We start from the raw sequence: 21,090 nt of genomic DNA on the forward strand, positions 1-21,090 counted from the left end.
CGCGTCCGGCGGGCACATCCTCGGCTCAGGAAGCACCACCCACCAGGAGGTTTTCATGAGCACCCAGAAGGTCGCGGTCGTCACCGGCGCTTCGCAGGGCATCGGCGCGGCCGTGGTCGAGGCGTACCGCAAGCTCGGCTACGCCGTGGTCGCGAACTCGCGATCCATCACCCCGTCGGGCGACGCCGGCATCCTCGCCGTCGCGGGCGACATCGCCGACCCGGCGGTCGGCGCCCGCGTGATCGAGCGGGCACTGGCGACGTTCGGCCGCGTCGACACGCTGGTGAACAACGCCGGCGTGTTCGTCGCGAAGCCGTTCACCGAGTACACCGGCGCCGACTTCGAGCTGGTGACCGGCGTGAACCTGCGCGGCTTCTTCGAGGTCACCCAGCGCGCCGTCGCCGCGATGCTCGAGGTCGGCGGCGGGCACGTCGTCAACGTCACGACCAGCCTGACCGACCACGCGAACAGCGCGGTGCCGTCGGCGCTGGCGTCGCTGACCAAGGGCGGGCTGAACGCGGTCACCAAGTCCCTCGCGATCGAGTACGCCACGCGCGGCGTGCGCGCGAACGCCGTGTCGCCGGGCATCATCCGGACCCCGATGCACCCGGCGTCGACGCACGAAGCGCTCGCGGGCCTGCACCCGGTCGGGCGGATCGGCGACCCGGCCGACATCGTCGACGCGGTCGTCTACCTGGAGGGCGCGCCGTTCGTGACGGGCGAGATCCTGCACGTCGACGGCGGCCAGAGCGCGGGACACTGACGCCATGGACATCCTCACCGGAGTGCTCGACGCGTGGAAGTCGGCGGTGGACGCCCACGAGCCGGGCCGGGTCGCGGAGCTGTTCACCGACGACGCGATCTTCCAGGGCCTGCACCCGTACAGCGTGGGCCGCGCCGGAGTTTCGGCGTACTACGACTCGCAACCGCTCGGGATGACGGCGGACTACCGGATCGTGGAGTCCCGCCGGCTGGCCGACGACGTGGTCCTCGGGTACGCGGCGGTCGACTTCGGCTTCCGCGACCGGCCGACGTTGCCGGTGCACTTGAGCGTGGTCGTCCGTCGCGTCGGCGACGCGTGGCTGATCGCCCACTACCAGGTTTCGAGGTTGTGACCATGGAATTCCTCGTGGACATGAGGACTACGGTCCCGCCGGGGACGTCGGACGAAGAGGTGTCGGACACGCGCCGCCGCGAGGCGGCGCGGAGCCGGGAGCTGGCGGCGCAGGGGCACATCCTGCGGCTGTGGAAGCCGCCGGAGGCGCCGGGGGAGTGGCACACGATCGGGTTGTTCGCGGCCACGGACGAGGCAGAACTGCAGGCGGTCCTCGAGTCGATGCCTCTGCACGCGTGGATGGCGGTGGCGGTGACGCCGCTGAAGCCACACCCGAGCGACCCGGGTGGCCACTGAGCCGTCGCTTGACTCTCAAGCCGGTCGAGATCGCATAGTGGCGGACATGGACGAGCTGTACCCCATCGGCGATGCCGCCCGCCGCACCGGCCTGAGCGTGAGCGCGATCAGGTTCTACGCCGACGAGGGCGTCGTCACGCCCACTGCGCTCACCGAGGGCGGCTTCCGGCAGTACGACGTGCACGCCATCGCCCGGCTCGAACTCGTGCGCACGCTCCGCGACCTCGGCGCCGGCCTGGACGACATCCGCCGGGTCCTCGCCGAGGAAAGCACCTTGCCGGAGCTGGCCGCCCGGCACCTGCGCCTGGTCGAGGACCAGCTGCGGCAGTTCCGCGCGCGCCGCGCGGTGCTGCGGACGATCGTGCGGCAGCACACCACGACCGACCAGGTGAGCCTGCTGCACAAGCTCGTGTCGATGTCCGACGACGACCGCGACCGGCTCGTCAGCCGGTTCTGGGACTTCGTGACCGACGGACTGGACGTCCACCCCGGCTACCTGGAACGGCTGCGCGACCGGCGGCCGCGCCTGCCCGAAGAGCCGTCCACCGAACAGCTCGAGGCCTGGATCGAACTCGCGGAGATCGTGCGGGACGACCGGTTCCGCACGGAGCTGCGGGCGTTCTTCCACCGCGCCTTCGGCTCCGAGCAGGGCAAGCTGATGGCCACGCCGGAGATGCTGGCCCGCGCCGAGCGGCGGCGGGTTCTCTACCTGGAGGCGCAGGCGGCGCAGCAGGCAGGCGTACCGGCGGATTCCCCGCGGGCGCGGGAAATCGCCGAGCGGATGGTGGCCGACTCGGCCGGTTTCGTCGCCGCCATCACCGGCGACCACGACCTCGCCAAGGCGCGCCGCAGCATGGCCGGTTTCGACCGGACCAGGTCGGCGCGGACGCGGGCCAAGCTGACGGGGACGAACCTGATGGTCAGGTACACCACGCTGGTGGCGACGATCAACGGCACCCCCGTGCCGGACGCGGACAAGACCGCCGCGGTGCAGGAGTGGCTGGCTGCCGCCTTGCGTCGGGAGACCACCGGCTGACGCGGAAGAGCTCAGGCGTTTTCGTTGCCGGCGAAGCTCGGTTCCGCCGCTTCCAGCCGGGGTACGGCGATGCCCAGCCGCCGTGCTTCGGCGAGAGCGTCCCGGCAGACTTCCCGCGGCTCTTCGGCTCCGGGGTCGGCGTGGCCCTCGAAACTCCTGCGCACCAACGGGACATGAGCGGTCAGCCACGCGAGGGCGGGGGCTGTCAGCCAGGTCGGCGCCCGGAATCCGAGCGTGCCACTCCGGTGCCGGCGCAGGTCCGCGCCGCGCGCTTCGAGCACCGGCAGAAGCTCGCGGGCGGCCAGCAGCGCCTCGCGCAAGTCGCGTCGCGCCCCGGCCAGGTCGGCCAAGGTTCCCCGCCGCAGGCCCTGCGAGTGCAGGCCGGCGTTCAGCGCGAAGTGGAGCCACAGCCAGCCGCGGAAATCGCGTTTCTCGCGCACCCGGAACCCGGCCTCGCGAAACGTCCGCCGGGCGGCCCGCTCACGCTCGGTCGGCGGCCCGTCCAGGGTGCCGAAGACGACCGCGGGCAGCAGCGTGCCGCGGAGCACGCCGTCTTCGCCGAAACCGCCACCGGCCAGCGGAAAGCCCCACGCGACCCGATCGACGGGGAGAGCGCCGATCGCGGCCGGCGGCTCGGCCCAGATGTTGCCGAAGACCAGGACCGTGGCGTTGCCGATGCGCGGTGCCAGGAAATCCGCGGCCTCGGTGAGGCGGTGGTGCGGGACGCTCAGCACGATCAGGTCGAAATCGTGGTCGGGCGCCAGCTGTTCGCGGTAGCGCACCGGCCACGTCCGGATGACGCGCTGCCCCCACACCCGCCTGCGCGCGTCGAGCAGATCGAGATCCACCGCCTCCCCGTAAGCCGAGGCGCGGCCGGGCCGGACGTAGAACTCGACGTCGTGCCCGGCCTGCTCCAGCGCCCAGCCGTGGACCGTGGCGATCACGCCCCGGCCGAACATGAGGATCTTCACGCGCGCACCTCGTCGGGTACAGTGAAATTGGAGGTCATCTCCACTTGTCAAGGTAGGGAGGCGGGCCCCGGTTGTCAACGCAAGGCAGCGCCGGCAAGCCGCTGCGCGCCGACGCCCGGCGCAACCGCGACGCGGTGCTGGCCAAGGCACGGGAAATCTTCGACGAGGGAACCTTCTTCGACCTGCGCTTCGACGACTTCGCCCGCTTGGCCGGAGTGGGTACGGGCACGCTGTACCGCCACTTCCCGACGCGGGAGGCACTGGCCGAGGCCGTCTACCGCAAGGAAGTCGCGACGTTGTGCGAGCACGCCCGCGAACTGCGGGGCACGCTGCCCGCGGGGGAGGCGTTGACGAGCTTCCTGCGGTACATGGTCGGCTACATCGACACGTACCAGGGGCTGGCCCGGACGCTGGCCACGCTGATGGCGACGGGGACGGGCGCCTTGGCGGAGGGCAGCCGGGAGCTGGAGCAGGCGGTCACCGACTTGGTGGCGGCGGCGGTGGCGGAGGGCGCGATCCGCGACGACGTGAGCGCGGGCGCGGTTTTGGTGGCCCTGCACGGGATCGGCGCGGCTCACGACCGCCCCGATTGGCGAACCGAGGCCGACGGCCTCATCACCCTGGTGCTGGCCGGACTGCGTCCGCCGTCTTGAGACGACGAGTGCGAGCGGCGCCGTCCGCTACCGCTGGTCGTGTGTCACCGCTGCCGGCAGGTCAGTCGTGGTCAGCGTGGTTTCGTGGGTGCAGGGAAGGTGGCCAGTCCCTCTTCGGCCAGGCGGGCGGCGCGGCGGACTTCCCGGCTCACGGCCTTGATCGCGTCCGGCAGGGGGTGGCCGGGGCGTACGTGGGTTCGGAGGGCGCGGAACTGGATCCGCCACAGGCCGAGGAGTGTCGCCGCGGCGATCTGGGGTTCGGGGTCGCCGGGGCGCAGTCCGGTCCGGGTGGCGAGCGCTTCGGCGGCGATGTCGACGAACCGGTCGGCGATGTCGCTTTGATAGGCCCGTAGTGACGGGGTGTTGCGGATCAGGTCGCCGAACTTTTGGTACTGCGCCAGCGCGCGGTCGGTGTCGGCGTCGGCGGCGAGACCTTTGGCGAGGCCGTTCCGTTCGTGGTCGAGGATGGTGAGCATCGCGTCGACCGGGGTCAGCGCCGGGTCCGGCAGGTGGGTGCGCAGCGCGTCGGCCGTGGCCTGGAGCCGGTCCAGGAGGAGTGCTTCCTTGCTGGGGAAGTAGTTGAAGACGGTCTTTTCGGACACTCCGCAGGCTTCGCCGACGTCGGCGACCCGGACGGCGTCGAAGCCGCGTTCGAGGAACATCCGCGCGGCGGTGTCCGACAGCTGCCGGCGCATCGCCCGCTTCTTGCGCTCCCGTAGCCCTTCGACAGCCGGTCGGCCGGTGCTGGTTGTCGTCACGTCGACATCCTACTTCAGTCACCCTAAAAGTTCTGCTACAGTATTTTTATAGCCACTGAAGTTAAGGAGTCTGCCGTGTCCGAGATCCACATCGTCCGCGACTACCCGCACTCGCCCGTGAAGGTCTGGCGGGCCATGACCGACCCGGAGCTGATCCCGTACTGGACGTCGACCGGGAAAGGCGCTCGTGCCGAGGGGTTCGAGCCGGTGGTCGGGAACAGGTTCCGGTTCGTCGCCAAGCCGATGCCCGGTTGGCGGGGCATCGTCGACTGCGAGGTGCTGGAGGTCCGCGAGCGGGAACTGCTGCACTACACCTGGGTCGGCGCGGAAGGGGAGACACCCAGCCACGTCCGCTACCGGCTCGAGCCCACCGCCGAGGGAACCCGTTTTACGTATCACCACACCGGGTTCACCGGTGTCGGCGGGTTCGCGATGGCCAAGCTGCTCGGCGCGATCCGGACCAAGATGCTCACCGTCGGCGTCCCGGCTCTGCTGGCCGAGCTGGACGAGACCGGCGCGCTGCTGCCGGACGCGTCCCTGCGGCTGGCTCGACCCCGATGAACATTCCCGCGCAACTGCTGGCCCTGGCCGCGGCGCTGATGCACCTGTGGATCTTCGCGATGGAAAGCGTCCGTTTCGGGCGTCCCGAGGTGCATGCCATGTTCGAGGTGCGCGCGGCGGATCTCGCTGTGGTCCGCCCGTGGGCGTTTCACCAGGGGTGCTACAACGCACTCTTGGCGCTGCAGGTGCTCGCCGGGCTGACCGCGGTCCACTCGGGCGCGGTCGCGGCCGGACGGGCCCTTGTCCTGGCCGCCGGGGTGTCGATGCTCGCGGCGAGCGTGGCGCTGGTCGCTTTCGACCCTCGCCGGGCGCGGATCAAGGGTCTGATCGGCCAGGGCGGACCCGCACTGGCCACCCTTATCGCCCTGATGGCCTGAGTCGCCCCCGGGGACGCGTTCGTTGTCGCTCTGGCAACACTCGGACATCGGCCTGAGCGTGTGATGTGCCGTGCGACTCGGGGAAGTTGGTCAGCTGGTCGTGAACCGGTTGCGGAAACGCTCCACGTGGAGTTCCGTGTCACGGAGCAGGCCGCTCTCGATCCAGGTGGGGTAGGCGGTGTCGTCCTCGTACAGCAGGTGGGCGTAGTAGAAGACGCCGGGCGTGGCGGCTTCTCGCTCCAGCGCGCGGAACCGTTTGCCCTCTTCGGACCAGCCTCGGTTCAGCGCCCGGTGTTGGCGGAAGATGTTCGGACCGAACTCGCCGCCGGACATGTGCGGGATCACGTGTCCCCGGTCGACCGGGGTGCCGTCGGGGTCTGGCGGCAACGGGAACCCACGCTGGTAGGAGACGTCACGCTTGGCGATCGCGGGTGGAGTCGTCACCCATGCGGCGACGGTGCGGTCCTCTTGCGCTGCGCCTGCCGCACTGGCCACGTCGAACAGGTAGGTGGCGGTGGACTGCCGGAACCGGACCAACGAGCAAATCGGCCACTGACGTTCGTAGTGCTCTGCCGCGGCTTCGAGGAGCACCCGGCCAAGGTCCGCATGGATCAGCGGCCGCTGGAGGATCCGCGTCAATCCCGCGTAGTCGACAGAAAGCCCGGTCACCACCTACTTCATACAGGACATCAGTCGTGACAGGCGCAACGGAAAGTACTTCGTGGGCACTTTCGTTCTCTTCCTGGTCATCTCGTTCACGGGCGTGACCTTGATCGACGAGCAGCCACTCCGGACGTGGTGGCCGCTCATCGCCGGTGCGCTGGCGGCCGTCGTCGGACTGGCGTGGCGGCGGCTTCGTAACGCTTTCCCGCGGCGACCTCGTAGATGATTCCCAGGCCGTCCTCCTCGTCCCAGTCTTCGCCGATTTCGACAAAGCCGTACTGCGATACCAGCTGGTAGGAAGCCAGGTTGTCGGGGCTGATGGTGGCCCGGACGGTGCGTACTCGCGGCTCGTCGGCGGCTCGGCGCAGCAGGGCTTCCAAGGCCGCGCGGGCGTAGCCGCGGCGCCGGTGTACCGGTTCGACGGCGTAGCCGATCTCCACCATCCCCGACGAGTCGGGAGGCCCGTGGTAGCCGGCTCGGCCCACGGCCAGCTGCCGCAGCTCGTCCCAGATGACGCCGGTGACCCATGCCGCGTTGGCCGGGTCGTCTTCGACCTGCCGGCTGCGCGTCTGCCACACTCCGCGCCAGTCCGGGCCGGCGAAGTAAGCGGAGACGGGGACCGGGCTGACCGCGTTCACCGCCGCCAGGTCGCCCCGTGCGAGAGCGCGGAATGCCGGCTCGGTCAGGTGCACGATCCGTACTTCCGGCCTCGGGTGATCGGTCATGAGGCGACCTTCGCACACCGGCCGGGCGGACGTCGTACGTTCCCGGCTTCCGCAAAGAGAAGAGATGTCGACGCCAGCGGGACAGCCACCACAAGCACACGTCGAACCCCGCCCCGGGCTTCGCGGCTGGTCGGGTGATTTACCCGGTTGCCTGACTGCCGCCTTCGTTCAGTGCCTTTAGTGCCCGAGTGTGCGCTACCAGCTCGCGCAGGGATGCCGGAGTGAACTCGGCGACGCGGCGAGCCCGATCGGATCGCTCGGTCATTTCGCCGGTGGGTCCGAGGAGCCGGTCGGCATGGGCGACGGGAAGGCTTCGGGGCAGGGGGAGCATGCCCGCTTTGCCGAGCGCCAGACGCAGCTGCTGACCGGCCAGGGCCCCACCGTGACCGGTGGTGGAGTACGACACGATCGACGCGGGTTTGCCGGCGGCTTCGGTGGCGAGGAAGTCCAGGGCATTCTTCAGCGCTGCCGGGGGTGCGTGGTTGTACTCGGGTGTCACGAAGACGTAGGCGTCGGCGGCCGCCATGGCCGCGAGCCAGGCCCTTACGGCCGCCGACGGCCGGCGGTCGGGGTTGGCCAGGGGTGCGAGTGGCTCGTCGAAGAACGGCATCGGGTGGTCGGCGAGGTCGAGCAGGGCGAACTCGGCGCCGTCGACGAGGGCTGCGTGGTTCATGACGAATCGGCAGACGCGGTCGCCGAGCCGCCCGGGCCGGGTGCTGCCGAGGATGACCTCGATTCTCATCGCCGCTCCTCGGTCTCCAGAATTTCGCACAATGTCTTCAGGGTTCGGATCGTGGTGGACATGGCGGCGTCGGTCAGGTGCTCGCTGCCGAGTCGTTCGTACTCGCGTTGCACGGCCAGCCCTTCCTGCACGAGGGACCGGCCGGCGGGGGTCAGTGCCAACGCGTGTTCACGACGAGACGTGGACGCGGTCGCGACGGCCAGCCAGCCGCGCTGCCGGGCAGTCTCGACGTGGCGGCTGACCGCGCCCTTCGTCAGGCTCAGGAGATCGGCGATCTCTTGTTGCGACGGCGGGACTTCGCCGGCGTCGGCGATCGACCGCAGCACCAGGAACAGGGTCCGGCCGATGCCGATCCGCTGCAGGAACCGGCGATCGCCGGCCCGTTCGCTCAGCAACGCCGCTCGGTGCAGGTAGCGCATGAGGTCCCGATGCGGAGACGGTTTCGCGCCCATCTCGACAGTGTAGATGTGAACAGTTCAGATGTGAACAGACGAGGGGAGACGTGCTCGTCAGCTGGTCGGGTAACCGGTCGCGGCGACGCGGCCGGCGACGGCGGCCACGGTGGTGGCGGGGTTGAGCGCGGTCACGACGCCCGGGGTCAACGGCTGCCCGGCGTAGACGTGCCGCACCGCGTCGAGGTCGACCGGCGTCTCGTAGTAGTCCTGTGCCCAGTCCTGGTACGCCTCGGGCGTGGGATCGGTCAGCAGGACGAACAGCCAGTCGGCCCCGTCGTCGCCGTCGGTGGGGAACTCGACGGCTCCGTGCCGCCAGCCGGTATCGCGGTGCTCGCGCCACAGGCAGACCGTGACGTACGGGGTGCCGAACTCGTCGCAGAACGCCGGTTCCGCCACGCACGCCCGGAACGCGTCGGGCACGGCGTCGAGGACACCGGGCCACGGCTGCTGATCGTCGGTGGCGTAAGGACTCATCGGCGACTCGTGGTCGAAGCCGCGCACGTACACCCCGGCTGCCGTGAACACGATGGAGTATTCGTTGCCCGAACCGTCCCGCATGGCAGCCAGCTCCTCGCCGGGCGCCCAGGCCGGGTCGTAGCGGTGGTACCGGTCTTCGCTGCCGGGATCCAGCACGACGTCCAAGACGGCCAGCGCGCGGCACAGCAGCCGCAGGTCCGGGATGGCGGGCAGGCGCCGGGCGACGTCGTACACGGTCACGCCGACATTCAAGCAGGCAGCACCGGGTTCAGCCGGCCGGGTGCGGGACGAAGTCGGGAAGCGCGCCGAGGCTGTGGCGCACGGCTTCGGCGCCGTACTCGAACATCTGCCGCTCGTAGTCGGCCACCGCGGTGAGCACGTCCTGGCGGCCTTCGGTCAGGCGGCGGCGCAGCAGGTCGGCGTCGCGCAGGGCGGTGTTCGCGCCGTTGCCGCCGGTCGGGGAGGTGGCGTGGATCGCGTCGCCGAGGAGCGTGACCGGGCCCGGCGCCCAGCGCTCGCGGGGCTCGACCACCCGGATGGACAGCAGGGTGCTGTTGTCCGGATCGGACTGCTCGACGAGCGCTCGCAGGTCCGGGTGCCAGCCTGCGATCCGGGACAGGACGGCGTCCTGCGGGGTCGCGTCGCCGAGCGAGCCGTCCGGCGGCAGGATCATGGCCCAGCGCACGTAGTCGCGGACGTCGGGGAGGACCACCTCGGGCGCCAGCTCTTCGGCCGCTTCCTTCGGCGGGGTGCGGAAACGCATGGCGCCCAGCAGCAGGCTCACGCCGTCGCCGGCGATCTTCGAGCCGAAAGCCCGCGAGAGCCCGGCGAACTGCTCCGTCAGCGGCGTGCGGCCGATGACGAACCGGACGCCGGTGTCGGTCGGGGTGGTTCGCGGCGACAACACCCCGCGGACGGCGGAGCCGACGCCGTCCGCCCCGACGAGCAGGTCGGCGACCACCGGGTCGCCCTGGGCGAACCGGGCTTCGACCCGGCCATCGGCCAGGACTTCGTAGCCGGTCAGCGCCGCCCCGGTACGCACGCTGAGCCCGGTCAGCAGCAGGTGGCGGAGCACGTGCCGGTCGACGACGGTCCCGGTCCGGCCGGGACCGAGCTCGCCGATCTCGTTCAGCTGCGGGTCCAGGACCAGCCGCTCGCCGTAGGCGTCGCCGACGATCGCGTCCAGCAGCGGGTGCCAGCGCGGCGGCAGGCAGCCTCGCAGCGCCGCCAGCCCGGTCGGGCTCAGCACGAGGCGGTAGCCCTGGAACCGCGCGGTGATCGCCGGATCACGCTCGTGGACGTCGGCCTCGATGCCGGCCTGGTGCAGGCCTTGCGCCAGGCACAGGCCGCCCAGCCCGGCTCCGGCGATGGAAACTCGCATGTCACGCTCCTTCGAACTAAGTTCGTCTCGGACGAACAAAGTTCTAGCACGCGAACTTAGTTCGTTTCAAGCTATAGTGACCGGCGTGCCCTCCGACCCCCGGCGACGCCGAGCAGCCCGGCACGCCCAGCCCGCCGGCGGCCCCGCCGCACCGTCGTCGCCCAAGCGGCCCATCACGGTCGACCGGATCACGGATGCGGCCCTGCAGGTCGTGGCGACCGAGGGCTACGACGCGCTGACCATCCGCCGGGTCGCCGCGGTGCTCGGGAGCGGGCCGTCGTCGCTGTACGCGCACATCGTCAACAAGGACGACATCGACGACCTGCTCGTCGGCCGGCTGTGCTCGGAGATCGTGCTGCCCGAACCGGACCCGGCCACGTGGCGGACGCAGATCTTCGACGCGTACGCGCAGATCCGTGACCAGTACCTGAAGTACCCCGGGATTTCCCGGGCGGCGCTGGGCACGGTCCCCACCAACCTCGACGCGCTGCGGGTCCGCGAAGGCCTCTTCGCGATCCTGCTCGCCGGGGGAGTGGAACCGCAGACCGCCGCGTGGGCCCTCGACGCGTTGTCCCTTTACGTCAGCGCCTACGCGCTGGAGCAGTCGCTGGTCCGGCAGCGGCGGAAAAACCCGGACGACGAATGGGTCCTCGGCCGCGAGGAGCTGCTGAGCCGGTTCACGGCGCTGCCCGCCGACACGTTCCCGCAGACCCGGCGTTATGCGACGGAGCTGACGTCGGGGAGCGGCCACGACCGGTTCGAGTTCACGCTCCGCTTGATGATCGACAACCTCACGCGGCAGGCCGGGTAGCCGGCCTAGCGACACCAAAGGGCAGCCCGGACGGTCCGCTCGCGCACCCGCCCGGTCCTGGGCCGATCCGCGCTTCCCGGCGACAATGGCGGCAGGCCGACGTCAGGGGAGGAGCCGATGCGCGATCGCCGTGAGCACCGCGCGCCGGGCGTGCCGCCCACGCCGGGGTCCCGCCCCGCAGCGCCGCGAGCCGAGTTCCTGCTGCACCTCCAGCGGACGGCGGGCAACACGGCGGCCGGCATCGTCGTGCAGCGCGGGTGGGCGAAGGACAACGCGGACGGGGTCGCCGCGCAGATGACCGGCGAGGACTGGAACCGGGACGGCGGACCCTGGTGGCTGCTCAACGGGCACAACCCGGAGGGGATCGTCGCGATCCTGCGCCAGCTCGGCGCGGCCCGCGCCAAGCTGGCCGCGCACCCGGTCGACGGAACCCGGTACGACAAGCCGCGGCTCGACCTGGCGATGGCCGTGGCGGCGAGGAAGGACGCTTCGGCGAGCGAGGTGACGGGCATGGACGCCCTGCGCAACGCGTCGGCCGGCCGGATCACCTACGCCGAATGCTGGACGGCGCTGCTCGCCCTGTCGAAAGGCGCGCGAACCGGGCTCTACAAGCGCATGAGCAAGGGCGAGCTGGCGAGCCTGCTCAAGCGGGTCAACGAGGCCCCCGCTCCGAAACAGCCCGCGCTGGAGGCCGAGCTTTCGCCGCTCCTCGGCCCACCGGCCACGGATCTGAAGCTGGAGTTCGTTCCCGACGCGTCGACGGTGGTCGAGGGCGGGCTCGTGCAACCGATGGGTGAGCTGCGGGTCTTCGTGACGGGGAAGCTGACGAAGACCGTGCCCGCCCGCGGCGGTCCGCCGGAGTCGAAGAAGGACGAGAGCAACCCCGGGCACACGTTCAACCCGACGACGGCGGGGACGTTCACCCTCGGCGAGGGTGGCGCGGTCGTGGGTGACTCGTGGAAGTACTCGCAGCTGGCGAACGGCACCCCGGTCAAGGACACCGGAACCGACATCCTGTTCGAGCGCGACGGCAAGTGGATCTCCGTGACGAAGCTGAAGACCAAGCTCACCCGCGACCGGATCATGTTCGAGACGACGAGGGTGCTCGCGCTCCGCGAACTGGCCGACGACCGGAGCAAGACCGCGCAGGTCAACACGGAGATCGAGCAGGCGCGGGCGGGCGGCCCGTACCGGCCGCTGCCCGGCACGTGGATCCTCAACGACTTCGGCAAGGAGGGGTTCCGGCTCACCGGCACGAAGGGCGACATCATCCACACGACCCCGGAGACCGACGACGCGTCGAGGGTGCTGGAAGCGGGGGACCTGGTCATGTCCCACGGATGCATCCACATCCTGGCCGGTGACCGCAAAGAGCTGGTCGAGGAAGGCATCCTGCGGGGCGGGGTGACGATCACGGTCCAGCCGTACGACCCGGCCAAAATGCCGCTCTGGGGCAAGCCGCCGGCCAAGACGCCCTGACATCCCGCGGGTGGTTCATGCCGGAAGACGACCTTCCGCCCGGCGGCGGGCTTCGGTCCGGAGCTCGAGGTCTTCGAACCACTTCCGTCCGCGGACTCCGCAGTTGTCCCTGATCGAGTGCTTGAGATCGGCGGTTCTGGCGTTCAGGCTCCGGACCATCGTCAGGCCTTTGCTCACCTCGCCGTCGATCTTCGACCTGGTGAGCGCGAGACTCGTGGCCGCGGCGGTCATCGCCGCCCGGTTCGGCCGCTCGCGGCGTCCCGTGGCCGGGTTGATCTCCGAGCGCACCCGCATGGTCACGGTGGCACGGGCGCGAACGACGATCCCCGACAGGCCGCGCGCCACGTCGCGGCTCATGTCGTAGTACCCGTACGCGTTGTCGGCGCAGCCGCGCGACTCGTAGTGCAGCTCGCACAGTCCCGCGAAGTCGAGGTTCAGCTCGGTCGCCCGGAGTTGCTGCTCGACCGCCGCGGCCAGCCGGCTGACGCGCTGGTTGTTGGCCCTGACCTTCCGCAGCGTGTTCTCGGCTTCGACCGTGGCCGCCCGCACCGCCGCCAGGGTGACCGGCTTGACCCGCTCCCCGGACGGGAACCAGCGGTCCCGCAACCGGATCGCGATCAGCGCGACCGCGCCGGCGGCGCCGCTGCCCCCGAAGAGGATCGCGGTCTGCTGGGCGGCGTGCGGGCCGTGTGCGACGTTGCCGTTCAGCAGCAGCACCAGCGCGGTGACGTTGGTGGCCAGCAAAAGGATCCCGGCACGTGGCAGAAGCCGGCGGAAGTCACGTAGGGGCGGAGTGCGGCTCCGCCGGCGGCGTTTCGGGCTCCCCCGGGCGACCAGAAGCAGCGCGACGAATGGTGCGGCGCCGAAAAAGCACCACCAGGCCGCCCGGTGTTCCGCGAACTGCGCCGGGTCCGTGGCGGCCAGGAACGGCACGATGGCCGGCGCGGTGAGCGCCAGCACCACGGCGGCGATCGCGCCGCTCACGAGCGGAAGCCCGAACGTCAGGGCCACGAACCAGAATCCGCAGCCGAAGTTCCGCCGGCCCACGTCGTCCTACTTCCGCCGGCCGTTGCCGCGCCGTTGCGGTCCCCGGTTCCGCGCGCGGCCGACGTCCGGCGCCCCGGATCCGTTGAGCACCTTGTCGATGTGGTCACCCAGCCCCGTCCGGCCGGAGGCGGTTTCGGACACGAGGAGCTTGCCGAGCACCTCGACCAGATTCGCGTGGAGTTGCTGCTGGTCGAACGAAGTCGCCTGGACGAGGTGCTGCTGCTCCTTGGCGATGCATTCCAGCAGGCCACGCGCACTGACTCCGGCGAGGGCACCACTGTTGCGCATTTCCCGGAGCGCGGCGCCGACGGCGGCCCGGCGGTCGGCCAGGGCGGTCAGCCGCTCACCGCTGTCCGCGTCGATCCGCTTGCTTTCGACCTTGAGCCGGCCCATCTCGGTGATGCAGGCGGAAACCTCGGCGACGGCCTTCGCGGCGGCACCCAGGGGATTGAGTGATTCGGCGATTTGAGAAACAGCCTTCCCGAAGACGATGCGGCCGTTCTCGACGGAGACCATTTCTTTGTTCAACTGGATCAACCTTGCGCCGTGGGCGGTGGGGAGCGGGTATTAGATCGAGGTCGAGTAAGTCGGTGTTACAGCGGAGAATCTGCGTCCTCTGTCGAGGGGGAACTCGGTTCTGTCGGTTAGTTTCCTTCTGTGGCGGACCGATGGTGGGCGCGGCGGCGGGCCGGCCCTCGAGCTGCTGGACAAGGCCATCGGCGTGCAGACACCGTTGGTGCGAAAGAACATCGGGCGGGCCCGTCAGCGCAACCCCGAGGCGACACCGGGGTCGCGCTGGCGTTGTCGGCGGGCGAGGCCTTCTCGTCGCTCGAACTGAGCACCCTGTTCGTGCTCTCGGTCGCCGAGGTCCGCGGCGTTCGGCTGGACGAGATCGAACGGAGGCGGACGCTGGTCATGGGAATCCTGCTCGGCCAGTCGGGTTCGTCGACCATCGTCGGCAAGGCCGCCGAGCGCACCGGCCGGCACTGGGCCCGCCAGCTCGTCAACAAGGTTCCCACGGCGACGCTCGGCGCCAACGCCACGGTCGCCGCACTGGCGGTCCGAGCCGCCCGGCGTGCGTTCGGCCCCGCACCAGGATCGTGGCCCGAGACGGGGCCGGATCGCGCGGCTTCCGACTCACGGCTTCAGGACCATTGAGCGCGTTTGACGGCGGCCCGCACTGCGGTGTGAGCGGACGTTGCCGAGCTACGTCGCGACACAAGGGAAAGGGGCCTCACCGATGCCGGGTGGCGCCTTCCCCCGGGGTCGGGTCCACGCGTTCGAGCCTCGTCCAGCCGGTCCAGCCGCGCGTCCTCAGCAGCTCGATCAGTCGGCGAGCCGGCGGGGCGGTGTCGAAGGCCAGGGTGTCCATCAGTTCGGCGAACGGTGGCTCGACGCCGGTGTCGCCGCCACCGTCCTCGGCCATGTGCGTGATGTAGGCGGCCAGCTTGTCGGCCAGTTCGACCAGCTGCGGATCGCCGTCGGCGCGGTCGAGAGCCTGTCCCAAAGTGAGGTAGAAGTCGATGAGCGGTGGGTCGGCGAGCTGCGTTCGCTTGCGTGCCGCCCACTCGGGGATCCGCTCGGGTGAGTGCGCGGCGAGCAGGATCCAGCCGTCGCGCTCGACCTGGACGATCCGCTCGTCGACGCCGAGCTCACGCAGCCGGTCGAGGATCTCGACCACCTCGGCGGGCAGCGCCAGGCTGTCGCCGGAGGCAAGGCCGCGGATCCGCTCGCGATGCCGCTGCCGCTGCCGGATCTCCGCCCGCAGCCGCTTGTCGATGTCGGTGACCGTCGCGCCGAACTCCTCTTCGCCGGCCTGGAGCAACTCCCGCACCCGCGACAGCGGCACTCCTGCCTCGGCGAGGGTCCTGATCTTGATCAGCTCGACCACGGCGCCGGCGTCGTACCTGCGGTAGCCGGAGTGGTCGCGCTCGGGTTCCGGCAGCAGCCCCTTGGCGTGGTAGTGCCGCACCGCGCGCACGGTGACTCCCGCGTACGAAGCCAGTTCGCCGATGGTCAGCATCGGTCCAGTGTCCTCGGCGTCTGCGTATCGTGGATCAGCCGGGCGATCTCCGGAGCGTGGGTGACGACGAGCCGGTGGTCGGCGTCGAGCCACGACGTGGCGACGTGCGGCAGCTCGTGCACCAGCCGCTCGATGCCGGCCCGCCAGTTCTGGTTGCGCCACCGCGTACGCGCATCACCGCTGTTGCCCGCCATCGAGGTCGACATGATCATGTGGATCGGACGGTCGATCTCCCGGTACCGGTCCAGGATGCCGGAGCGCACCACCTCGATCTCGAGGTTGAGGTCCAGGAAGTCTTGCGGGGTCAGGAGCACCTGACGCGGGGTGTCCTCGGCCCGCTCGAGCTCGTGCCGCAGGTTCTCCGCCATCGCGCGGAAGTCCGGCAGGTCGGCGTCGGTGACGAACGGTTCGGGCACCGGGTTCGCGCCGTCGACGAGAACGAGCCCGGCCACCGCGCCCGGATGCCCGGCGGCGTAGTGCACGGCCAGGTCCGCGCCCAGCGAATGTCCCACCAGGAGCGGCGAGCGATGTCCCAGCGCCGTCACGACGGCCCCGAGGTCGCCGAGGAACGCCTCGAAGGTGTACCGGTCGGCGGGCGAGGAAAGCCCGTGGCCCCGGAGATCGAAGGTCACCACGTCGTAGTCGCGGCGCAACAGGTCGATCAGCTCGTGGAGGTCGGCCTGTGTGGTGAGGAGTCCGGGACACAGGACCAGCGGCTGTCCCCGGCCGCCACGGGACACCGGGATCGTGACGCCGTCGTGGTGGACTTCGAACCGACTGGCTTGCGTGGTCATGGCAACCATCCTGCGGGGTTGACCTTGCGTCAGGGTCAACTCGGCAGTGGTCCGGCGTGCCGTCGGAAGGTCCCCTGTCGTACCGACCGGATGGTATGTTGACCCCGTGATCGAAACGGCGCGGCGGACCTGGCGAGTGCTCGAGCCCTACCACGGAATGATCTACTTCGCCCCGGAAGCCGTTGCCGCCTACGGGGAACTCGGTCTCAGCGGCCGCGCCGGCTACTTCGCGTCGAGGTCGGCCGCGCTTGGCGCGGTCCCGGCGACGGTCGTCGTCGCCACCTTCTACAACTTCAACCCGGTCCTCGTCGAGGAGTCGATCGACGGCGTCTGGTCCGTGACCGACCCGGCCGCGGTCGTCGCCGCCCGCTATGCCGCGGCCGATCAGGCCCTGCGCGGCACCCTGGGTGACGCGGTCGGCTCACCCGAGATGCGCCGGGCCGCCGCTCTTCTGCGTGCGGCCGCCGAGACGGTCGCCGGCGACGTCGTCGGCCGTCCGCTGTTCGCCGCGCACGCGGCCCTTCCGTGGCCCGCCGAACCCCACCTCGTTCTGTGGCACGCGCAGACCCTGCTCCGCGAGTACCGCGGCGACGCCCACGTGGCCGCCCTGCTGACGGCCGGCCTCAGTGGCATCGAAGCCCTCGTCACCCACGCCGCCTCCGGTGCCGTCCCCGCCGAGACCCTGCGTACCTCCCGGGCGTGGTCCGCGGCGGACTGGCGCCGAGCCGTCGCCGGCCTCCGTGAGCGGGATTGGCTCACCGGCGACGCCGATCTGACGTTCACCCCCGACGGCGCGGCCCGCCGAGCGGAAATCGAGAAGGCGACCGACGAGAACAGCGTGACTCCCTACGCGCACATCGGCGAGGCCGCCTGCGCCGAACTGCAGGATCTGGTGCGCCCGTTCAGCCGGGCGCTCGCCGGGAAACTCATGCCCTGGGCACTCGCGAGGCACTAGCCGGTACGACCCGGCGGCCGTGGGCCGGGGAGATAAGCCGTGCCGGGTTCTCAGTCGTAGTGGCGCAGGGCCGGCCAGAGTTGCGCCCAGGTGCCGTGGGGCCGCCGGCACTCGTAGATCGCTGCGTGCCCGTCGGTCTCCTGGTCGCGGATGTGGTCCGGGGTGGTGATCGGCGCGATCTCCCGCACGTCCGACCAGAACCGGTGCAGGTAGGGAAGCTTGAACTCGCCGACGCACAGCACGGTGTCCGGGGTGCCGGCCGGCGGCCCCCAGTCGGCGTAGGAGTTCTGTCCGCTGACGACCGGGCCGCTCGGCCGGCCGAGGAGGGTGAGCGCGCCGGCTTCGCCGTAGTTGCTGGTGAGAATCGGGGTACCGGGCGGCAGGCCGGTCGCCGCGGTCCGGACCTGGTCGACGAGTTCGGGCCAGCCGGCGGTTTCCATGACCGTGGGGTTGAGCGGCCGCAGCGCGTTCTGGGCACGGGCGGGCAGGACGGGGTAGCCGATCAGGATCGCGATCAGTCCGGAAAGGACAATGGCGGCCGGCAGGCGACGGCCCGTCCGGCCGGTTGCCTCCGCGTGCACCGCGCCCGCCGCGAACAGCGCGATCAGCGCGGGTGCGGGGTAGTAGGGCTTGCCACCGCCGATCGTGAACACCACGACCGCGGTCACCGCGATCGCCAACGCCCACCGGTGTTCGCGGCTCAGCCTGCGAACTCCGAGCACGCACAGGACGATCAGCGGCGGGCCCGCCAGCAGCGGCAGCAGGGGCAACTGCGCCAACGCACCGAGTGGCCCACCGGTCCGGTCGCCGAGCACCCGCGCCATCGCCAGGTTCGGCCAGCCGTGCCGGGCGTCCCACACCACGTTCGGCACCGCCGGCACGACGGCCAGCGCGCCCGCCAGCCACGGCCCGGGCGTCCGCAGCGCGTCGCGGTGCCACAGCAGCAGGCCGATCGCCACACCGAGCAGCAGCACGACGACGGTGTCCTTGTTCTCGAGCCCGATGCCGCCGAGCACGCCCGCGACCGCCCACGCCGGTGTGGTGCGCAGCCGCAGCGCCCTGGCGACGGCGACGAACATCGCGGCCCAGATCAGCTGGTCGGTGACGGTCGTGCCGAACAGCAGGGACGCGGCGACGAACGCGACACTGGCCGCGGTCGCGCCGGCGGCGATGGCCTGGGCGCGGGCCCGGCCCCCGAACTCGGCGGCCAGCTGGGCCGCCAGCACGACGCAACCCGCCTGGCACGCGATGGCGAGCAGCCGCAGCGGCAGCACACCGCCGGGCAGCTCGGCCGCCCACCGGGCGAGCAGGGGCGTGAGGGGCGGCTGGTCGACGTAGCCCCAGGCCGGGTGCCGTCCGGTGACGACGTAGTAGAACTCGTCGCGGTGCCAGCCGTAGCGGGTGGCGACCGTCAAGTGCACCGCGACCGCCGCGGCGGCGATGAGCAGCACCGGTCGCCAGGCCAGTTGCGGCCGCGGCCGAGCGGTGGCGGCCAGTTCGCCGGTCCGGCTCATGCGTCCCCCAGGAAGGCCCCGGTCAAGAGGTGGTGGACGGTCTTCCGGCACTGCTCGTCGGTCAGCATCGCCGAATCGGGGTCGCCCAGGCGGTGCCAGGCGAACCAGGCCACGGTCTCGGCGATGAACCGCGCGGCCGTGGGCACATCGGGTACGTCGTGCAGGTGCCCGGACCGGATGCGCTTGCGCAGGTAGCCGCTGAGAGCTTCGAAGTGGCCTCGACGGCGCTGCACGAACCAGAACTGGAACATTTCGGGCAGTTCACGGGCGCACTGCGCGACGAGCGCGAGGACGTCCCGGTTGGTCTCGATGAACGTGTAGAGCTCGTCGACGATCTCGCCGAACTCGTCGCGGGCCGAGCGGATCCGCCGCCGGGTCAGCGCGGCGGCCAGCTTCGGGAATCCCTCGGCGTCGGTCCACCGGCGGGCCAGCGCGACGATCTCGTCCTCGGCGGACAGTCGGACGGGAGTCTCCAGCCCGTCCAGCAGCTCGGGGCCGATCGCCCAGGCCAGCGCGACGTAGAGCAGCGCCTCCTTGCTCTGGACGTAGGTGTAGAGCGCGCCGTGACTGAGCCCGAGAGCCTTCGCCACGTCCGAGATACCGGTCTCGCGGTACCCGCGTTCGGTGAACACCCGCGCGGCCGCTTCGGCGATGTCGGTCAGGGACCGGGTGGCCACTCGTCCTGCCATGGGTTCAGCCTGACACTGACTGACTCAGTCAGTCAAGAATGCGCCTCTCGGAGCAGCGCGCCGGCCGCGGGCGTTCCGCGGCCGGCGCCGATGCCGCCCTCGGAGGAGCGGCATCGGTGGGCCCGTCAGGTCGCTGCCGCGGGGCCGAGCTGCAGGACGACGGCCGTCCACGTCATTCCCACGCCGATCCCCAGCAGCAGCACGTGCTCGCCCGCCCTTGCCTCGCCCGTGCCGAGCAGGTGGTGGAGCGCGACGATCTGGTCGCTGGCACCGAGGTGCCCCACGCGCAGGCCCAGCCCGGTCATCGTGCGGGACTCCGGGATGCCCAGCGGGCGCAGGACCTGCGTCCGCACGAGGCGCCGCCCGTAGTGCGGGGCACAGACCTTCACGATGTCCGGCAGGTCGACACCGGCGTCGGACAGCGCTTCCTTCACCACCGCCGTCACCCCGTCCGCGTTGCGGGCGTCGACGTGCGCCGGGCCGCCGTGGCGGCCGAGCCACTGGCGCTTGCGGCGGCGGATGTCCAGCGACCGGTGGGCCGTGACGCTGGCCGGGCGGAAGGGTTCGTCCCCGCGCTGCAGTCCCTCCAGGGAAGGGTCGGTGTAGGAGGCGATCGCGCGGACGCGCGCCAGGCCCGGCCGCCGGGAAAGGACGACCGCGCTGCCCGCGTCGCCGTAGACGATGCCGGTGTCGGCGCTCCAGTGCGGGAACCCGGGCGCGCCGAAGCGGTCGCCGGCGGTGATGAGCGCGGCTTCGTGGTCCGGGCGGCCGATCAGCACGCTCGCCGCGACGTCCAGGCCCGCCACCACGCTGTTGCTCATCGCGCCGAGTTCCAGGGTGAGCCCGGGGCCGGCGCCGACCCCGAGCCGGTCGCGGACGTACGAGGCGGCGTGCCAGAAGTCGATCCCGGGGTGGTAGATCCCGGCGTGCAGGCACAGCGTCGGCCAGACCGGTTCCCCGGCCGCGGTTTCGGCCCGCCGCAGGGCTTCGCGGCCGGCGCGCACCGCGAGCTCGGGCCCCGGCAAGCCGGCGACGGCGGTGGAGAGCTGGCCGGTCCGGTCGGCTTCGGCCGCGGTGAACTCGCCGGCCGCGAGGGGGACCGCGACCGGGGTCAGCGCACCGACCTCGCAGCCGATCCCGGTGAGGTGGAGGTCATCGACGCGCATCCGTGGTCACCTCCGGGAGCACGGCTTCGATTTCCGACAGCATGTCGTCGAGGTGGAGCGGGGGAGCGGACACGCAGCCGGCGGCGGCGAGCTCGGCGGCGACGGCTTCGGCGCTTCCGCCGGCGAACCGGTGGAAGCCCGCGAAGCAGTCGGGCCCGGTGCCCGGAACGGCGATGGCCAGGTGCGCCCAGCCGGTCTCGCGGTCCCACCGCACGATCAGCCGGGTGATCCCGGCGACGGTGTGGGTCTCGCGCAGCACCTGTGTCAACGTCGTGGCGGTCAAGCAACTTCCTTTCGGCACGGCGAACAGCGCGCACCGAAGGCGCGCGCTGGCGGCAGGAGGGTCGGGGACGCGTCGTCGGGCCCCTGGGAACGGCGGGAAACCTACCGTGACGAGCGTGC

At 71.1% G+C, this 21,090-nt stretch carries 27 protein-coding genes; 11 read left to right on the forward strand and 16 right to left on the reverse strand.

What is annotated here, in order from left to right; genetic code table 11:
* The first annotated feature begins 55 nt into the window (after nucleotides 1-55).
* Genes AB0J40_RS33980 through AB0J40_RS33995 form a run of 4 tightly spaced genes read left to right on the forward strand, consistent with a single transcriptional unit; the run spans nucleotide 56 to nucleotide 2,447 of the window.
* On the forward strand, nucleotides 56-763 hold the full coding sequence (locus AB0J40_RS33980) for an SDR family oxidoreductase (protein WP_364461382.1): 708 nt from the start codon (nucleotides 56-58) through the stop codon (nucleotides 761-763).
* Nucleotides 764-767: 4 nt separating this feature from the next.
* Complete coding sequence (locus tag AB0J40_RS33985; protein WP_364461385.1) at nucleotides 768-1,115, forward strand: DUF4440 domain-containing protein; 348 nt, start codon at nucleotides 768-770, stop codon at nucleotides 1,113-1,115.
* Nucleotides 1,116-1,117: 2 nt separating this feature from the next.
* Entirely contained in the window at nucleotides 1,118-1,411 is a 294-nt protein-coding gene (locus tag AB0J40_RS33990) for a muconolactone Delta-isomerase family protein (RefSeq protein WP_364461386.1), read from the forward strand.
* A 46-nt stretch (nucleotides 1,412-1,457) separates the two neighbouring features.
* Nucleotides 1,458-2,447, forward strand: coding sequence for a MerR family transcriptional regulator (locus AB0J40_RS33995; RefSeq protein ID WP_364461388.1), 990 nt, complete (start codon nucleotides 1,458-1,460; stop codon nucleotides 2,445-2,447).
* A gap of 11 nt (nucleotides 2,448-2,458) precedes the next feature.
* Here the strand turns inward: AB0J40_RS33995 and AB0J40_RS34000 are convergent, their stop codons facing one another.
* The gene (locus AB0J40_RS34000; protein ID WP_364461391.1) at nucleotides 2,459-3,418 is read right to left on the reverse strand and encodes a 2-dehydropantoate 2-reductase N-terminal domain-containing protein; all 960 of its coding nucleotides are present in this window, start codon (nucleotides 3,416-3,418) and stop codon (nucleotides 2,459-2,461) included.
* A 71-nt stretch (nucleotides 3,419-3,489) separates the two neighbouring features.
* Here AB0J40_RS34000 and AB0J40_RS34005 point away from each other — a divergent pair, with 71 nt between their 5' ends.
* Nucleotides 3,490-4,071: a TetR/AcrR family transcriptional regulator gene (locus tag AB0J40_RS34005; RefSeq protein ID WP_364461394.1), complete on the forward strand. Its 582-nt coding sequence runs from the start codon at nucleotides 3,490-3,492 to the stop codon at nucleotides 4,069-4,071.
* A 71-nt stretch (nucleotides 4,072-4,142) separates the two neighbouring features.
* Here AB0J40_RS34005 and AB0J40_RS34010 read toward each other — a convergent pair whose 3' ends face one another.
* Complete coding sequence (locus tag AB0J40_RS34010; RefSeq protein WP_364461396.1) at nucleotides 4,143-4,829, reverse strand: TetR family transcriptional regulator; 687 nt, start codon at nucleotides 4,827-4,829, stop codon at nucleotides 4,143-4,145.
* A 75-nt stretch (nucleotides 4,830-4,904) separates the two neighbouring features.
* Between AB0J40_RS34010 and AB0J40_RS34015 the strand changes: the two genes are divergently transcribed.
* Entirely contained in the window at nucleotides 4,905-5,390 is a 486-nt protein-coding gene (locus AB0J40_RS34015; RefSeq protein WP_364461399.1) for an SRPBCC domain-containing protein, read from the forward strand.
* Entirely contained in the window at nucleotides 5,387-5,767 is a 381-nt protein-coding gene (locus AB0J40_RS34020) for a DUF1304 domain-containing protein (protein ID WP_364461401.1), read from the forward strand. The genes AB0J40_RS34015 and AB0J40_RS34020 overlap by 4 nt, the downstream gene beginning before the upstream one ends.
* Nucleotides 5,768-5,857: 90 nt before the next feature.
* On the opposite strand, the gene AB0J40_RS34025 is transcribed toward AB0J40_RS34020, so the two are convergent.
* The 6 genes from AB0J40_RS34025 to AB0J40_RS34050 form a co-directional block, all read right to left on the reverse strand.
* Nucleotides 5,858-6,436: a hypothetical protein gene (locus AB0J40_RS34025; protein WP_364461404.1), complete on the reverse strand. Its 579-nt coding sequence runs from the start codon at nucleotides 6,434-6,436 to the stop codon at nucleotides 5,858-5,860.
* Nucleotides 6,437-6,573: 137 nt separating this feature from the next.
* The gene (locus tag AB0J40_RS34030) at nucleotides 6,574-7,155 is read right to left on the reverse strand and encodes a GNAT family N-acetyltransferase (RefSeq protein WP_364461406.1); all 582 of its coding nucleotides are present in this window, start codon (nucleotides 7,153-7,155) and stop codon (nucleotides 6,574-6,576) included.
* 139 nt (nucleotides 7,156-7,294) lie between these two features.
* The gene (locus tag AB0J40_RS34035; protein WP_364461409.1) at nucleotides 7,295-7,897 is read right to left on the reverse strand and encodes an NAD(P)H-dependent oxidoreductase; all 603 of its coding nucleotides are present in this window, start codon (nucleotides 7,895-7,897) and stop codon (nucleotides 7,295-7,297) included.
* Nucleotides 7,894-8,349 carry a MarR family transcriptional regulator gene (locus AB0J40_RS34040; RefSeq protein ID WP_364461412.1) on the reverse strand — a complete coding sequence of 152 codons (456 nt, stop codon included), beginning with the start codon at nucleotides 8,347-8,349 and terminating at the stop codon, nucleotides 7,894-7,896. Before AB0J40_RS34040 ends, AB0J40_RS34035 begins: the two co-directional genes overlap by 4 nt.
* A gap of 57 nt (nucleotides 8,350-8,406) precedes the next feature.
* On the reverse strand, nucleotides 8,407-9,069 hold the full coding sequence (locus tag AB0J40_RS34045; RefSeq protein ID WP_364461414.1) for a hypothetical protein: 663 nt from the start codon (nucleotides 9,067-9,069) through the stop codon (nucleotides 8,407-8,409).
* A 28-nt stretch (nucleotides 9,070-9,097) separates the two neighbouring features.
* Entirely contained in the window at nucleotides 9,098-10,210 is a 1,113-nt protein-coding gene (locus tag AB0J40_RS34050) for an NAD(P)/FAD-dependent oxidoreductase (protein ID WP_364461417.1), read from the reverse strand.
* Between the two features lie 76 nt (nucleotides 10,211-10,286).
* On the opposite strand from AB0J40_RS34050, the gene AB0J40_RS34055 reads away from it, so the two are divergent.
* Complete coding sequence (locus AB0J40_RS34055) at nucleotides 10,287-11,021, forward strand: TetR/AcrR family transcriptional regulator (RefSeq protein WP_364461420.1); 735 nt, start codon at nucleotides 10,287-10,289, stop codon at nucleotides 11,019-11,021.
* A 117-nt stretch (nucleotides 11,022-11,138) separates the two neighbouring features.
* Nucleotides 11,139-12,500, forward strand: a complete 1,362-nt coding sequence (locus tag AB0J40_RS34060) for a hypothetical protein (RefSeq protein WP_364461423.1) — start codon at nucleotides 11,139-11,141, stop codon at nucleotides 12,498-12,500.
* A gap of 15 nt (nucleotides 12,501-12,515) precedes the next feature.
* Here the strand turns inward: AB0J40_RS34060 and AB0J40_RS34065 are convergent, their stop codons facing one another.
* On the reverse strand, nucleotides 12,516-13,547 hold the full coding sequence (locus AB0J40_RS34065; protein ID WP_364461426.1) for a hypothetical protein: 1,032 nt from the start codon (nucleotides 13,545-13,547) through the stop codon (nucleotides 12,516-12,518).
* A gap of 6 nt (nucleotides 13,548-13,553) precedes the next feature.
* Nucleotides 13,554-14,084 carry a hypothetical protein gene (locus AB0J40_RS34070; RefSeq protein ID WP_364461429.1) on the reverse strand — a complete coding sequence of 177 codons (531 nt, stop codon included), beginning with the start codon at nucleotides 14,082-14,084 and terminating at the stop codon, nucleotides 13,554-13,556.
* Between the two features lie 264 nt (nucleotides 14,085-14,348).
* Here AB0J40_RS34070 and AB0J40_RS34075 point away from each other — a divergent pair, with 264 nt between their 5' ends.
* On the forward strand, nucleotides 14,349-14,705 hold the full coding sequence (locus tag AB0J40_RS34075; protein ID WP_364461432.1) for a hypothetical protein: 357 nt from the start codon (nucleotides 14,349-14,351) through the stop codon (nucleotides 14,703-14,705).
* A 76-nt stretch (nucleotides 14,706-14,781) separates the two neighbouring features.
* Here AB0J40_RS34075 and AB0J40_RS34080 read toward each other — a convergent pair whose 3' ends face one another.
* Both AB0J40_RS34080 and AB0J40_RS34085 read right to left on the reverse strand, forming a co-directional pair.
* On the reverse strand, nucleotides 14,782-15,570 hold the full coding sequence (locus tag AB0J40_RS34080; protein ID WP_364461434.1) for a MerR family transcriptional regulator: 789 nt from the start codon (nucleotides 15,568-15,570) through the stop codon (nucleotides 14,782-14,784).
* Nucleotides 15,564-16,364: an alpha/beta fold hydrolase gene (locus AB0J40_RS34085; protein ID WP_364461437.1), complete on the reverse strand. Its 801-nt coding sequence runs from the start codon at nucleotides 16,362-16,364 to the stop codon at nucleotides 15,564-15,566. The genes AB0J40_RS34080 and AB0J40_RS34085 overlap by 7 nt, the downstream gene beginning before the upstream one ends.
* A gap of 106 nt (nucleotides 16,365-16,470) precedes the next feature.
* Here AB0J40_RS34085 and AB0J40_RS34090 point away from each other — a divergent pair, with 106 nt between their 5' ends.
* Nucleotides 16,471-17,319, forward strand: a complete 849-nt coding sequence (locus AB0J40_RS34090) for a hypothetical protein (RefSeq protein ID WP_364461439.1) — start codon at nucleotides 16,471-16,473, stop codon at nucleotides 17,317-17,319.
* A 50-nt stretch (nucleotides 17,320-17,369) separates the two neighbouring features.
* Here the strand turns inward: AB0J40_RS34090 and AB0J40_RS34095 are convergent, their stop codons facing one another.
* From AB0J40_RS34095 to AB0J40_RS34110, 4 genes are all read right to left on the reverse strand, one after another.
* Nucleotides 17,370-18,833, reverse strand: a complete 1,464-nt coding sequence (locus AB0J40_RS34095; RefSeq protein WP_364461442.1) for a glycosyltransferase family 39 protein — start codon at nucleotides 18,831-18,833, stop codon at nucleotides 17,370-17,372.
* Complete coding sequence (locus tag AB0J40_RS34100; RefSeq protein ID WP_364461445.1) at nucleotides 18,830-19,522, reverse strand: helix-turn-helix domain-containing protein; 693 nt, start codon at nucleotides 19,520-19,522, stop codon at nucleotides 18,830-18,832. Before AB0J40_RS34100 ends, AB0J40_RS34095 begins: the two co-directional genes overlap by 4 nt.
* A 125-nt stretch (nucleotides 19,523-19,647) precedes the next feature.
* Entirely contained in the window at nucleotides 19,648-20,688 is a 1,041-nt protein-coding gene (locus tag AB0J40_RS34105; protein ID WP_364461448.1) for a ketoacyl-ACP synthase III family protein, read from the reverse strand.
* On the reverse strand, nucleotides 20,675-20,971 hold the full coding sequence (locus AB0J40_RS34110) for a hypothetical protein (RefSeq protein ID WP_364461451.1): 297 nt from the start codon (nucleotides 20,969-20,971) through the stop codon (nucleotides 20,675-20,677). The genes AB0J40_RS34105 and AB0J40_RS34110 overlap by 14 nt, the downstream gene beginning before the upstream one ends.
* Between the last annotated feature and the right edge of the window lie 119 nt (nucleotides 20,972-21,090).

It is taken from the genome of Amycolatopsis sp. NPDC049691, from assembly GCF_040675005.1.
GTDB lineage: Bacteria > Actinomycetota > Actinomycetes > Mycobacteriales > Pseudonocardiaceae > Amycolatopsis.

Bases quoted from the DNA above. Each gene is read 5' to 3' on its own strand.
- AB0J40_RS34020 (WP_364461401.1), top strand. From the start codon at position 5,387: ATGAACATTCCCGCGCAACTGCTGGCCCTGGCCGCGGCGCTGATGCAC.
- AB0J40_RS34035 (WP_364461409.1), bottom strand. From the start codon at position 7,897: ATGAGAATCGAGGTCATCCTCGGCAGCACCCGGCCCGGGCGGCTCGGC.
- AB0J40_RS34085 (WP_364461437.1), bottom strand. From the start codon at position 16,364: ATGACCACGCAAGCCAGTCGGTTCGAAGTCCACCACGACGGCGTCACG.
- AB0J40_RS34095 (WP_364461442.1), bottom strand. From the start codon at position 18,833: ATGAGCCGGACCGGCGAACTGGCCGCCACCGCTCGGCCGCGGCCGCAA.
- AB0J40_RS33985 (WP_364461385.1), top strand. From the start codon at position 768: ATGGACATCCTCACCGGAGTGCTCGACGCGTGGAAGTCGGCGGTGGAC.
- AB0J40_RS34040 (WP_364461412.1), bottom strand. From the start codon at position 8,349: ATGGGCGCGAAACCGTCTCCGCATCGGGACCTCATGCGCTACCTGCAC.
- AB0J40_RS34050 (WP_364461417.1), bottom strand. From the start codon at position 10,210: ATGCGAGTTTCCATCGCCGGAGCCGGGCTGGGCGGCCTGTGCCTGGCG.
- AB0J40_RS34060 (WP_364461423.1), top strand. From the start codon at position 11,139: ATGCGCGATCGCCGTGAGCACCGCGCGCCGGGCGTGCCGCCCACGCCG.
- AB0J40_RS34030 (WP_364461406.1), bottom strand. From the start codon at position 7,155: ATGACCGATCACCCGAGGCCGGAAGTACGGATCGTGCACCTGACCGAG.
- AB0J40_RS33995 (WP_364461388.1), top strand. From the start codon at position 1,458: ATGGACGAGCTGTACCCCATCGGCGATGCCGCCCGCCGCACCGGCCTG.
- AB0J40_RS33980 (WP_364461382.1), top strand. From the start codon at position 56: ATGAGCACCCAGAAGGTCGCGGTCGTCACCGGCGCTTCGCAGGGCATC.
- AB0J40_RS34105 (WP_364461448.1), bottom strand. From the start codon at position 20,688: ATGCGCGTCGATGACCTCCACCTCACCGGGATCGGCTGCGAGGTCGGT.
- AB0J40_RS34100 (WP_364461445.1), bottom strand. From the start codon at position 19,522: ATGGCAGGACGAGTGGCCACCCGGTCCCTGACCGACATCGCCGAAGCG.
- AB0J40_RS33990 (WP_364461386.1), top strand. From the start codon at position 1,118: ATGGAATTCCTCGTGGACATGAGGACTACGGTCCCGCCGGGGACGTCG.
- AB0J40_RS34080 (WP_364461434.1), bottom strand. From the start codon at position 15,570: ATGCTGACCATCGGCGAACTGGCTTCGTACGCGGGAGTCACCGTGCGC.